This window comes from Cellulosimicrobium sp. 72-3 (assembly GCF_013127315.1).
Taxonomy (GTDB): domain Bacteria; phylum Actinomycetota; class Actinomycetes; order Actinomycetales; family Cellulomonadaceae; genus Cellulosimicrobium; species Cellulosimicrobium funkei.
The window spans coordinates 2,599,592-2,612,148 of sequence record NZ_CP053419.1 but is presented as its reverse complement, the minus strand read 5'-3'; the positions used below and the strand labels follow the sequence as shown (position 1 = coordinate 2,612,148).

Sequence of the window (12,557 nt, the reverse complement as noted above, 5' to 3'; positions counted from 1 at the left end):
GAGAAGCACGACGGCCGGGACCCCCGGGGGGTCCCGGCCGTCGTGCACGACGCGGCGGCGTCGGTCAGTGCGCGCGCAGCCAGACGGTCGTGTCCGACGGGACGCGGACCTGCGGGTCCGCGGAGCGGTCGGTCAGGACCGGGCCGGAGGCCACGAGGACCTCCGCGCCGTGCGGCAGCACCACGGGCTCGGCGCCCAGGTTGGCGAGCACGACGACGTCGCGGTTGCGGAAGGCGACGACGTCCGCCGAGCCGGCGAACTCCTCGACCCACGCGAGCGTGCCCGCGCCCAGACGCTCCGCGCGACGCGTGGCGAGGGCCATGCGGTACGTCTCGTAGGTCGAGCCCTCGACGCCGCGCTGGACGTCCGCGGCGTAGCGGCCGTACGACTGCGGCTGGGGGAGCCAGGTCTTGCCGGACGGCCCGAACCCGAAGCCCTCGGCGTCGGCGCGCCAGGGGAGGGGGATGCGGCAGCCGTCGCGGCCCGCCTCGGCGCCCTGGGTGCGGAAGAACGCGGGGTCCTCGCGGACGTCGTCGGGCAGGGCGGTGTGCTCGGGGAGTCCGAGCTCCTCGCCCTGGTAGAGGTACGACGACCCGGGCAGGCCGAGCATGAGCAGCGACGCGGCGCGTGCGCGGCGCAGGCCGAGCTCCTCCTCGGGCTGCGGGTCGTGGGCGAAGATGCCGTTGGGGCGCAGGCCCGGGTCGGCCAGGCCGAGGCGCGACGCGTGGCGCACGACGTCGTGGTTCGACAGGACCCACGTCGTGGGGGCGCCGACCTCGTCGTTCGCGTGCAGCGACGCCGCGATCACGGTGCGCAGCGGCGCGGCCGCCCACCCGGTGGTGAGGAACGAGAAGTTGAACGCCTGGTGCATCTCGTCCGGGCGGACGTAGCGGGCGAGGCGCGAGAGCGGCTCGACCCAGGCCTCGGCGACGAGGGCGCGGTCGCCGTCGTACTCGGCGAGCACGCGGTGCCACGCGCGGTAGATCTCGTGGACGCCGTCCTGGTCGAACATCGGGCCGGAGTTCCCGGCGCCCGTCGAGCCGTCCTCGGGGGCGCCCGGGTCGGTGCCCTCCTCGCCGGCCTCGGTGCCCTCGACCATCGAGACGGTGCCGTCCCAGTCGGGCAGGCCGTCGGCCTTGATCATGCCGTGCGCGACGTCGACGCGGAACCCGTCCACGCCCTTGTCGAGCCAGAAGCGCAGGACCTGCTCGAACTCCTCGCGCACCTCGGGGTTGTCCCACGCGAGGTCCGGCTGGGTCGAGTCGAAGAGGTGCAGGTACCACTGCCCGGGCGTCTCGCCCTCGGCGCCGGTCACGGGGCGTGCGTTCGCGCCGGCCGTCACGCGGGTCCACGCGGGGCCGCCGAAGATCGACTGCCAGTTGTTCGGGGGCAGCTCGCCGTGCTCGCCCTCGCCCTCGCGGAAGATGTAGCGCGCGCGCTCGGGGGAGCCCTCGGGCGACGCGAGCGCCGCCTGGAACCAGGCGTGCTGGTCCGACGTGTGGTTCGGGACGAGGTCGACGATGATGCGGATGCCGCGCGCGTGCGCCTGGGCGAGGAGCTCGTCGAAGTCGGCGAGCGTGCCGAACAGGGGGTCGACGTCGCGGTAGTCGGCGACGTCGTAGCCCGCGTCCTTCTGGGGCGAGCGGTAGAACGGGCTCAGCCAGACGGCGTCGACCCCGAGCTCGGCGAGGTGGTCGAGCTTCGAGGTGATGCCGGGCAGGTCGCCGACGCCGTCGCCGTCGCCGTCCGCGAAGGAGCGCGGGTAGACCTGGTAGATGACGGCGTCGCGCCACCACTCGGGGGCCTCGCCCGGCCCGGTGTGCACGAGCGCGCCCGTGCTGAAGGGTGCCGGGGCGGTGGCCGTGGCCAGTCCGGTGCTGGGCGCGGTGGCGGTCGGCGTCGAATCGATACGAGTCATCGAGCTGTCGGTCCTCACGTACGTGGTGCTGGGGTTTTCAGGGGATCTTCCGGTGGTGGTCACTCGGCTGGCGGAGCGGGGTGTCGCCGACCCTCCGTCGAGTGTAAGCGCTTGCGGTGCGGTGCCGACGAGGGGTCGGCGGACGCCCGCAGCGAGGTGCGTGGACTTCCGGGCGCCGGTCTCAGGCGGTCGGCGAGGCCGGGGCGGCCCCGGTCGAGTCGCGGACGATGAGCTCCGGCTGGAAGAGGAGCTCGGTCCGCGGTGCCCGCTCGCCCGCGATCTCCGTGAGCAGCGCGCTCACGGCGGCGTGCGCCATGGCGCTCACGGGCTGGCGCACGGTGGTGAGCGGCGGGTCGGTGAAGGCGATGAGGGGCGAGTCGTCGTAGCCGAGCACCGAGACGTCCTGCGGCACGCGCAGCCCGCGCGAGCGCGCCGCACGGATGGCGCCGAGCGCCATGAGGTCGGAGCCGCAGACGATCGCGGTGTGGCCCGAGTCGATGAGCTCGCCGCCTGCGGCCTGGCCGCCCTCGACGGTGTAGAGCGTCACGACGACGTGCTGGGCCGCTTCCGTCTCGTCGCCGACGAGGCCGTGCCGCACGAGCGACTCGGCGAAGCTCGCGAGCTTGCGCTGCGCGGGGACGAAGCGGTCGGGGCCGATCGCGAGGCCGACGCTGCGGTGCCCGAGCGAGACGAGGTGGCGCACCGAGAGCTCGACGCTCGCGACGTCGTCGGGCGAGACGAACGGGGCGTCGATGCCCTCGGCGAAGCCGTTGACCAGGACGATCGGGATGCCCCGGCTGCGCAGCCGCTCGTAGCGCTCGTGGCTCGCCTGGGTGTCCGCGTGCAGGCCCGAGACGAAGACGATGCCGTCGACCGCGTGGTCCATGAGCATGTCGACGTAGTCGTCCTCCGTGGTCCCGCCCGGCGACTGCGTGCACAGCAGCGGCGTGTACCCGTGCTCGGACAGGAGCGACTCGATCGTCTGGGCGAACGCGGGGAAGACGGGGTTCGTCAGCTCCGGGACGACGAGGCCGACGAGGCCGGCGGAGCGGGTGCGCAGCGTCGACGGTCGCTCGTAGCCCAGCACGTCGAGCGCGGCGAGCACCGCCTGGCGGGTCTCGCTCGCGACGCCGGGCTTCCCGTTGAGGACGCGCGAGACCGTCGCCGTGGAGACGCCTGCCTGGGCGGCGAGATCACTGAGACGGGTACGCACATGGGGCAGCGTAGGGGACACCGGACCTCCTCGTCCTGGTCGTCCGGTCGGCGAGCCGCGATCCCCTGTGCGGAGGCGCGCGGACCCGTCGACCGGAGGAGGCGGGTGGGCGCCGGTCGACGCCCTGCAAAGCGTTGCATGAAAGTTACCGCAACGACTTGCACCTGTGCCACCTCCCGCTCTACCGTCGTGCTCATCAGGGTCCGGCGCCGGTGCCAACGCCGGAGCGGGCCGCCCATCACGACACGCTTGGAGTGACCACTGATGCGACGGAGCATCCTTCTTGCCGCCGCGCTGACCACGACGCTGGCGCTGACCGCCTGCTCGTCCGGCGGCTCGGGCGACGAGACCACCGACGAGCCGAGCGCCGAGGGTTCGTCCGCCGGTGGCTCGCTGACCGTCTGGGTCGACGAGACCCGTCAGGACGCCGTGACCGCGGCGGCCGAGTCGTTCGAGACCGAGACGGGCACGACGGTCGACGTCGTGCTCAAGAACTTCGAGGACATCCGGGCGGACTTCCTCGCGCAGGTCCCGACGGGCGAGGGCCCCGACATCACCGTCGGCGCCCACGACTGGCTGGGCGAGCTCACGACGAACGGCGTCGTCGCGCCGCTCGAGCTCGGGGACAAGGCGGCCGAGTTCGAGGACGTCTCCATCGAGGCGTTCACGCAGGACGGCCAGGTCTACGGCCTGCCCTACGCGATCGAGAACATCGCCCTCATCCGCAACACCGCGCTCGCGCCGACCGCCCCCGCCACGTGGGACGAGGCCGTGGCCGCGGGCCAGGCCGCCGGGACGCAGTTCCCGATCCTGGTCCAGTCGGACGGCGACAAGGGTGACCCGTACACCCACTACCCGTTCCAGACGTCGTTCGGCGCCCCCGTCTTCGCGCAGAACGAGGACGGCAGCTACTCGTCCGAGCTCGCGATGGGCGGCCCCGAGGGCCAGGCGTTCGCGCAGTGGCTCGGCGCCCAGGGTGCGGCCGGCGTGCTCAGCCAGGACACGACCTACGACATCGCCGTCGAGGCGTTCAAGAACGGCCAGTCGCCGTTCATCGTCGGCGGTCCGTGGATGATCGACTCGTTCGAGGGCCTCGACCTGTCGATCGACCCGATCCCCACCGCGGGCGGCCAGCCCGCGCAGCCGTTCGTCGGCGTCCAGGGCTTCTACCTGAGCGCGGAGAGCGACAACGCGATCGTCGCGAACGACTTCCTCGTGAACTTCCTGTCCACCGAGGACGCTCAGCTCGCGCTGTACGAGGCGGGCAACCGTCCGCCGGCGCTGACCGCCGCCGCCGACACCGCCGCCGCGGACGACCCGATCGTCGCGGGCTTCCGCGCCGTGGGTGCCGAGGCCGTGCCGATGCCGTCGATCCCCGAGATGGCTTCCGTGTGGAGCTTCTGGGGCGTCACCGAGGCGGCGATCGTCGCCGGTGCCGACCCGGTCTCGAGCTGGGACAAGATGATCGCCGACATCCAGGGCGCGATCGACTCCTGATCCGGGTGCAGCCCGCCGTCGCGGTGCGCAGGGCTCCTGCGCACCGCGACGGCGCGTCCCGACCTCCGGCCCGGAACGGGCCGCGACGCAGCACGACGACACTCCAGAAGACGCAGCACCCCGCGCGTCCGACGACCTCGGAGGCACCACGATGTCCGCCCCTCAGACCACGGCCGGCGACGAGCGCGTCGGCACCTCCGGAGCCGACGGCCCGCCGCCGCGCGGCGAGCGCCGCCTGCGGCCGCGCGACGCCTCGCACGCGCGCGACTACGGGCCCGGGTTCTTCGTCAAGCTCGCCCTCATGGCGGTCGTGGACGCGCTCGGCGTGTACGTGGTCTGGTCGGCGTGGACGGCGGGCTCATACGGCATCCTCGCCGCGACGCTCGCGATGCTCCTCGCGGCCAACTGGGTGTACTTCTCGAAGCGGTCCCTGCCGCTCAAGTACATCCTGCCCGGCCTGATCTTCCTGCTCGTCTACCAGATCTTCGTCGTCGGGTACACGGGCTACGTGGCGTTCACCAACTACGGCACGGGCCACAACTCGACGAAGGAGCAGGCGGTCTCCGCGCTGCTCATCCAGAACGAGCGCCGGGTCGAGGGCTCGGCGTCGTCCGCGCTGACCGTCGTCGAGGACGGCGACGCGCTCGGGTTCGCGGTCGTCACCGACGACGGCGAGGTCGAGGCCGGCACCGCCGAGCGGCCGCTGTCGGTCGTCGACGGCGCGACCGTCGAGAACGGCCGCGCGACCGAGGTCCCCGGGTACACGGTCCTGCCGCGCGACCAGGTGCTGCAGCGCCAGGCCGAGGTGACCGAGCTGCGCGTCCCGGTCTCGGACGACCCCGAGGACGGCTCGATCCGCACCACCGACGCCCGCACCGGCTACGTGTACACGTCCGCCCTCGAGTGGGACGCGGCGGCGGACACGATGACCGACACCACGACGGGCACGGTCTACACGCCGAACGACGAGGGCCAGTTCCAGGCGCCCGACGGCTCGACCCTCGCGGTCGGGTGGCGCGTCCCGGTCGGGTTCGACAACTTCGTCACCGCGTTCTCGGACGCCCGCTACGCGCAGCCGTTCGTCAAGATCCTGGTGTGGACGTTCGTGTTCGCGATCGGCTCGGTCGCCACGACGTTCCTGCTCGGCCTGTTCCTCGCGATCGTCTTCAACGACACCCGGATGCGCGGTCGCAAGGTCTACCGGACGCTCATGATCCTGCCGTACGCGATCCCGGGCTTCCTCGCGGCGCTGCTGTGGTCCGGGCTGCTCAACACGCGGTTCGGGTTCATCAACGAGGTGATCCTGGGCGGCGCGCACATCCCGTGGCTCACCGACCCCTGGCTGGCCAAGCTGTCCGTGCTGGGCGTGAACCTGTGGCTGGGCTTCCCCTACATGTTCCTCATCTGCACGGGCGCGCTGCAGTCCCTGCCGTCCGACGTCATGGAGGCCGCGAAGATCGACGGCGCGGGCCGCTGGACCACGTGGCGCGCGATCACGCTGCCGCTGCTGCTCATCTCGACCGCGCCGCTGCTCATCTCGTCGTTCGCCTTCAACTTCAACAACTTCACCCTGATCTACATGCTCACCGGGGGCGGGCCACGCTTCGCCGACGCGTCCGTGCCGCTCGGCCACACGGACATCCTCATCTCGATGGTGTACTCGATCTCCGGCGTCGACGGCTCGGCGCAGAAGGACTTCGGGCTCGCGAGCGCCCTGTCGATCGTCATCTTCGTCATCGTGGGGACGATCTCGGCCATCGCCTTCCGCAGCACGCGCAAGTTCGAGGAGATCAGCTGACATGGCGACCACCCAGGCACCCCCCGTCGTCGGCGGCACCGCCGTCCCGGCGTCCCGGAACCGCATGCGCCCGGGGCGCTGGTTCTCCGAGCTGGGCTGGCGGCACGTCGTCGGCGTGATCGCCGTCGTCTACGCCGCGTTCCCGCTCGTGTACGTCCTGTCGGCGTCGCTGTCGGAGAACGGGACGCTCACCGGCTCCAACTCGCTGTTCTCCGACGTGAGCACCGCGAACTACGCCCAGCTCGGCACCACGATGTTCTGGACGTGGATGGGCAACACGCTCGTCATCGCGGTCGCGACGTCGGTCGGCACCGTGCTCATGGGCGCGGCGGCGGCGTACGCGTTCTCCCGGTTCCGCTTCAGCGGCCGGCGCGCCGGCCTCACGTCCCTGCTGATCATCCAGATGTTCCCGCAGATGCTCGCGTTCGTCGCGATCTTCCTGCTGCTCATCGGGCTGGGGAACGTCGTGCCGGTCCTCGGGCTCAACAGCAAGATCGCGCTCGTCGCGGTGTACCTCGGCGGGGCCCTGGGCGTGAACACGTTCCTCATGTACGGGTTCTTCAACACCGTGCCGCGCGAGCTCGACGAGGCCGCGAAGATCGACGGCGCGACCCACACGCAGATCTACTGGACGATCATCCTGCGCCTCGTCGCGCCGATCCTCGCCGTGGTAGCGCTGCTGTCGTTCATCAGCACGTTCGGCGAGTTCATCATCGCGCGCATCGTCCTGTCGTCCGAGAGCAACTGGACCCTCGCCGTCGGGCTGTACGGGTGGGTGTCGTCGCTCAAGGAGGCCAACTGGGGCCTCTTCACGGCCGGTGCCGTCATCTCGGCGCTGCCCGTGCTCGCCCTGTTCCTCTACCTGCAGAAGTACATCGTGGGCGGCCTCACGGCCGGCTCCGTGAAGGGCTGACCGCGTGCACGACGTCGCCACCCCCGTCCCGCACCACGACGGCTCGGCGCTGTACGTCCCCGAGGGCGTCCCCGCCCTCGGGGACACGGTCCCCGTCCGCGTGCGCGTGCCCCGGTCGGCCGGCGTGCGCGACGTGTGGCTGCGCACCGTGCGCGACGGCGAGCCGCGCCTCGCCCCGGCGCGCCTCGACCGCTCGGACGAGCACGAGGACTGGTACGTCGCCGAGGTCCTCGTGCACAACCCGGTGACCGGCTACCGGTTCTTCCTCGACGAGGGCGAGCGCGGCTACCGCTGGCTCAACGGCCGGGGGGTGTGGGACCGCGACGTGCCCGACGCCGCGGACTTCCGCCTCACCGTCCACGAGGGCGCGCCCGCGTGGATGCGCGACGGCGTCGTGTACCAGGTCTTCCCCGACCGGTTCGCGCGCTCGGCCGGGGCCGACGGGCGTCCGCTGCCGGAGTGGGCCGTCCCCGCGGCCTGGGACGACGAGCCGCACGGCGCGGGGCCCGACGTCGGCACGCAGTACTACGGGGGCGACCTCGCCGGGGTCGAGGAGCGGCTCGACCACCTCGTGGCGCTCGGCGTCACGACGCTCTACACGACGCCCGTCTTCCCGGGGCGCTCCAACCACCGCTACGACGCGAGCACGTTCGACCACGTCGACCCGCTGCTCGGCGGCGACGCGGCGTACGCGTCGCTGATCCGCGCCGCGCACGCGCGCGGGCTGCGCGTCATGGGCGACCTCACGACGAACCACACGGGCGCCGGGCACGAGTGGTTCGCGCGGGCGCTCGCCGACCCCGGCGCGCCGGAGCGCGACTTCTACTACTGGACCGACGGCGAGCCCGGGTACGTGGGCTGGCTCGAGCACGCGTCGCTGCCGAAGTTGTCCTACGGGTCGGCCGAGCTCGGGGCGCGCATGATCGACGGGCCCGGGTCCGTCGTCGGGCGCTACCTGCGCGAGCCGTTCGGTCTCGACGGGTGGCGCATCGACGTCGCCAACATGACGGGGCGCTTCGGCGCCGAGGACCGCACGCTCGACGTCGCGCGGCGCCTGCGCACGACGATGCGGGGCGTGAGCCCGGAGGCCGCCCTCGTCGCCGAGCACTTCCACGACGCCTCGGGTGACCTCGCGGGCGACGGCTGGCACGCGAACATGAACTACTCGGCGTTCACGCGCCCGGCGTGGACCTGGCTGTCTCCCGCGCACTCGCCCGTGCCCTACCTCGGGCTGCCGGTGCGCACGCCGCGCCGGGCCGGGCCGGCGGTCGTCGAGACGATGCGCGAGTTCGACGCCGTGCTGCCGTGGCGCGTGACCGCGTCGCAGTGGAACATGCTCGGCTCGCACGACACCCCGCGGCTGCGCTCGATCGTCGGCTCGCGCGAGATGGTCGAGGTCGCGGCGACGCTCCTGCTCACCTACCCGGGCACGCCCGTCGTCTTCGCGGGCGACGAGGTCGGGCTCACGGGCCTCAACGGCGAGCACGCGCGCGCGACCATGCCGTGGGACGACGCGGGCTCGGGCCACGGGCGCTGGGACGGCGCGACGTTCGACCTGTACCGGGCGCTCATCGCGGTGCGCCGCGGCTCGGACGCGCTGCGCCACGGCGGCCTGCGCTGGGTGCACGTCGCCGACGACGCGCTCGTCTACCTCCGGGAGACGCCCGAGGAGCGTGTCCTCGTCGCGCTCGCGCGCGCGCCGTGGGGCGGCGTCACGTTGCACCCCGCGCTCGCGGGGCGCGGGGAGCCCGAGCGGCTGCACGGCGCGCTGACCCTCGCCCCGCACGACGGCGGCGCCCGGCTCGCGGGCGACGGCCCGGCCGTCGGGGTGTGGCGCCTGCCCTAGCCGAACAGGTGCGCGACCGCGCGCACCGCGTCGTCGTACTGCGCACGGTCGAACGTGAACGCCCCGAGCGCGGAGTAGTCCCACTCGGGACGGAACGGCTGCGTGAGGTCGCGCCACGTGACGGTCGTCGCGTCGGCGTCGACCGCCACCTCGAACGGCCAGCACCCCGCCTCGTGGCAGTCGCACGCGAGCACCCACGCCCGCCCGCCCGCGGGCACGCGACCCCGCCCGTACCACTGGTGCGCGGCGTCGCCGTAGCGGAAAAACGCGGGGACCAGCCCGCCGTACGCGCCCGCGGGGGAGTACCCGCGCGCCGACTCGAACCGTCCGACGACGTCCACGAGCGACCGGCCGTCCACGTACGGGACGACCTCGACCAGGCCGTCGACGGTGACGGCCCGCAGCTCGAGCGCACGCGCTGCACCCATACGCCGGAGGGTACGCCCACGGCGGCCCGCCCGCCGTCCGCCGGGTGCCGACCGGCGTCGTTACGCTGGGGCCCGTGCAGACGTTCGAGCAGCAGGCGTTCGACCCCGCGGTCGTGGGGACCGGCCCGCGCCCGGCGCGCGGCGAGGAGGGCACGGCGTCGTACTCCGACGCCGACACCGAGCGGTGGTTCGTCGAGTCCGCGAAGTCCCGGGCCCGCACGCCGTTCGAGCGTGACCGCGCGCGCATCGTGCACTCGTCGGCGCTGCGCCGTCTCGGCGCCAAAACGCAGGTGCTCGGGCCGGGCAGCGACGACTTCGTCCGCACCCGGCTCACGCACACGCTCGAGGTCGCGCAGGTGGGCCGCGAGATCGGCAAGGCGCTCGGCTGCGACCCGGACATCGTCGACACCGCGTGCCTCGCGCACGACCTCGGGCACCCGCCGTTCGGGCACAACGGCGAGCGGGCGCTCGCGGACCTCGCGGTCGACGTCGGCGGGTTCGAGGGCAACGCGCAGACGCTGCGCCTCCTCACGCGGCTCGAGCCCAAGGTCGTGGAGGACGGCCGGTCGTACGGGCTCAACCTCACGCGCGCGAGCCTCGACGCGAGCGTCAAGTACCCGTGGGGCGCGGGGGAGGCCCCGCTGCGCGCGGACGGTCGGCCCACGCACAAGTTCGGCGTCTACGAGGACGACCGCCCGGTGTTCGACTGGCTCCGCGCCGGGGCGCCCGCGCAGGTGAAGTGCCTCGAGGCGCAGGTCATGGACCTGGCGGACGACGTGTCGTACTCCGTGCACGACGTCGAGGACGCCGTCGTCGGCGGGCGCATCGAGCTCGCCGTCCTCGACGACCCCGACGAGCGCGCGCGCGTCGTGCGTGCCGTCCACTCCTGGTACGGCACCGCGTACGACGAGGCGGCGCTCGACGCGGCGATCACCCGGCTCCAGGGCACCGGGCACCTGGTCACCGGGTTCGACGGGTCGCGCCGCGCGCTCGCCGCGCTCAAGGACGCCACGAGCCAGCTCATCGGCCGGTTCACGGGAGCGGCCCAGGACGCGACGCGCGCGCTGTTCGGGGACGGCCCGCTCACGCGCTACGCGGCGCGGCTCGTCGTGCCGGACGAGACGGTCGCCGAGATCCTCGTGCTCAAGGGGGTCGCGGTCGCGTACGTCATGGCGCCGCGCGAGCAGGAGCCGCTCTACCAGCGCCAGCGCGAGGTGATCGCCGACCTGGTGCACGTCCTGGGCGACCGCGCGCCCGTCGCGCTCGAGCCGTCGTTCGCGGCGGACTGGGAGGCGGCGCCCGACGACGCGGCCCGCCTGCGCGTGGTGATCGACCAGGTCGCGTCGCTCACCGACGTCTCCGCGATGCAGCTCCACGCGCGCCTCGTGCGCCCGCCCGCCTGACCGGCGGGCGCACGGGCCGGGTCAGCCGCGCTCGGCGACCCACGCGTCGCTCGCGCGCTGCACGTCCTCGGCCGTCACCGACTCGGCGACGGTCGCAAAGTACCAGCGGTGCCCGAACGGGTCGCGCACCGCCGCCTGGCGGAACCCCTCGAACCAGTCCGCCGGCTCCGCGAGGCTCGACGCGCCGGCCGCGAGCGCCCGCGCGTACGCGGCGTCGGCGTCCTCGACCGGGACGGTGAACGACGCGTGCGTCGGGGCGCCGGGCTCCGGCGCGACCGAGTCCGGCGGGAACGCCTCCGCGACGGTGAACGTGCTGGTCCCCGCCGGGGAGACGAGCCACAGGTCGGAGTGGATGACGGCGTCGCCCGCCGTGATCGTGTCGACCACCTCGGCGCCGAGCGCGGCCTCGTAGAACGCGATGGCCTCGCGCGCGCCGCTCACCGTGACGTTGGGGTGCAGTGCCGACATCTCCATGGTGTCCTCCTCCTCGTGGTTCCCCACCGACCCGGGGCGGGCCGTCCCCCCATGCTCGTGTCGGCGGGCCGTGCCAGTCTTGGAGGAATGCGACAGGTGTTCGAACCCGCCGGTGCCGGCGCCCCCGCGGGGCCCCGGCGCCCGACGACGTCGGTACGCGGCCTGGTCGACCCCGCGGCCGCGCGGCGCGGCTTCGAGCTGGTGCGCGTCGAGCCCGCCCCCGACCTCGCGGACCTCGTGGAGCGGCACTGGGTCGTGCGGTGGGACCTGCCGCCCGGCACGGCGTTCACCCAGGTCCTCGTGCCCCACCCGGTGGCGAACGTCGTGGCCGAGGAGTCGGGGTACGTCGCGCACGGGATCCCTCCGGGGCTGTTCGAGCGCACCCTGACCGGGTCGGGCGCCGTCGTCGGCACCAAGCTCCGGCCGGGCGCCTTCCGGGTGCTGCTCGGCCACCCGGACGCCGTGCGTCCGGGCGTGCAGGTCTCGGCCGCGGCGCTGCTCGGCCCGACGGCGGAGCGCGCCGGCGCCGCCGCGCTCGCCCTGGCGGTCACCGGCCGCGACGAGGAGGCCGCGCGGACGGTCGAGCCCCTGCTGCGCGCCCGGGCCGAGCGGGTCCGCACCGCACGCGCGAGGCGCGACCTCGACCGGGTCGCGCGGGCGTTCGCGGCGCTCGTCGGCGGCGAGCTCGGGCCGGGGGCGGGCGTGGGGGACCTCGCGGACGTCGTCGGCACGTCCGCGCGCTCGCTGCAGCGGCTGTTCGCCGCGTCCGTCGGCGTGAGCCCCAAGTGGGTGCTCCAGCGGCACCGCGTGCACCTCGCCGCGGACCTCCTGGCGGCGGACCCGGGCCAGGACCTCGCGGGGCTCGCTACCGCCGTCGGCTACTACGACCAGGCCCATCTCGGGGCGGACTTCGCGCGCGCGACGGGCGTCACCCCGGGCGCGTACGCGCGCCGCTGCGCGGCGTCGCGCGCGGCCCTCGTGGGGGCGGCGGCGGGGACCGGCGCCGGGGTGACGGACGCCGCCACCGGGGCACCCGCCGGGCCGGCCCGGGGCGCATAGACTCGCCT

The 12,557-nt window shown here is 73.8% G+C and carries 10 protein-coding genes; 6 read left to right on the top strand and 4 right to left on the bottom strand.

Features of this window, described 5'->3' with window-relative positions:
• Nucleotides 1–64: 64 nt before the first annotated feature.
• Both HKK73_RS11845 and HKK73_RS11840 read right to left on the bottom strand, forming a co-directional pair.
• Nucleotides 65–1,918: a glycoside hydrolase family 13 protein gene (locus HKK73_RS11845; protein WP_171468072.1), complete on the bottom strand. Its 1,854-nt coding sequence runs from the start codon at nucleotides 1,916–1,918 to the stop codon at nucleotides 65–67.
• Between the two features lie 181 nt (nucleotides 1,919–2,099).
• Nucleotides 2,100–3,131 (bottom strand): LacI family DNA-binding transcriptional regulator, encoded by a 1,032-nt coding sequence (locus HKK73_RS11840; RefSeq protein ID WP_253705628.1) that lies wholly within the window; start codon nucleotides 3,129–3,131, stop codon nucleotides 2,100–2,102.
• 264 nt (nucleotides 3,132–3,395) lie between these two features.
• On the opposite strand from HKK73_RS11840, the gene HKK73_RS11835 reads away from it, so the two are divergent.
• The 4 genes from HKK73_RS11835 (at nucleotide 3,396) to HKK73_RS11820 (ending at nucleotide 9,185) form a co-directional block, all read left to right on the top strand.
• The gene (locus tag HKK73_RS11835; RefSeq protein ID WP_021482604.1) at nucleotides 3,396–4,628 is read left to right on the top strand and encodes an extracellular solute-binding protein; all 1,233 of its coding nucleotides are present in this window, start codon (nucleotides 3,396–3,398) and stop codon (nucleotides 4,626–4,628) included.
• Between the two features lie 151 nt (nucleotides 4,629–4,779).
• Entirely contained in the window at nucleotides 4,780–6,426 is a 1,647-nt protein-coding gene (locus HKK73_RS11830; protein ID WP_171468070.1) for an ABC transporter permease subunit, read from the top strand.
• Nucleotide 6,427: 1 nt separating this feature from the next.
• Entirely contained in the window at nucleotides 6,428–7,339 is a 912-nt protein-coding gene (locus tag HKK73_RS11825) for a sugar ABC transporter permease (protein ID WP_043651727.1), read from the top strand.
• Nucleotides 7,340–7,343: 4 nt separating this feature from the next.
• Nucleotides 7,344–9,185: a glycoside hydrolase family 13 protein gene (locus tag HKK73_RS11820; RefSeq protein ID WP_171468069.1), complete on the top strand. Its 1,842-nt coding sequence runs from the start codon at nucleotides 7,344–7,346 to the stop codon at nucleotides 9,183–9,185.
• On the opposite strand, the gene HKK73_RS11815 is transcribed toward HKK73_RS11820, so the two are convergent.
• Nucleotides 9,182–9,613 carry a hypothetical protein gene (locus tag HKK73_RS11815; protein WP_051027564.1) on the bottom strand — a complete coding sequence of 144 codons (432 nt, stop codon included), beginning with the start codon at nucleotides 9,611–9,613 and terminating at the stop codon, nucleotides 9,182–9,184. The genes HKK73_RS11820 and HKK73_RS11815 overlap by 4 nt on opposite strands.
• Before the next feature lie 113 nt (nucleotides 9,614–9,726).
• Between HKK73_RS11815 and HKK73_RS11810 the strand changes: the two genes are divergently transcribed.
• Nucleotides 9,727–11,016 (top strand): deoxyguanosinetriphosphate triphosphohydrolase, encoded by a 1,290-nt coding sequence (locus tag HKK73_RS11810; protein ID WP_051027575.1) that lies wholly within the window; start codon nucleotides 9,727–9,729, stop codon nucleotides 11,014–11,016.
• A 21-nt stretch (nucleotides 11,017–11,037) separates the two neighbouring features.
• On the opposite strand, the gene HKK73_RS11805 is transcribed toward HKK73_RS11810, so the two are convergent.
• Nucleotides 11,038–11,490, bottom strand: a complete 453-nt coding sequence (locus HKK73_RS11805) for a VOC family protein (protein ID WP_171468068.1) — start codon at nucleotides 11,488–11,490, stop codon at nucleotides 11,038–11,040.
• A gap of 96 nt (nucleotides 11,491–11,586) precedes the next feature.
• On the opposite strand from HKK73_RS11805, the gene HKK73_RS11800 reads away from it, so the two are divergent.
• On the top strand, nucleotides 11,587–12,549 hold the full coding sequence (locus HKK73_RS11800; RefSeq protein WP_171468067.1) for a helix-turn-helix domain-containing protein: 963 nt from the start codon (nucleotides 11,587–11,589) through the stop codon (nucleotides 12,547–12,549).
• The last annotated feature ends 8 nt before the right edge of the window (nucleotides 12,550–12,557 follow it).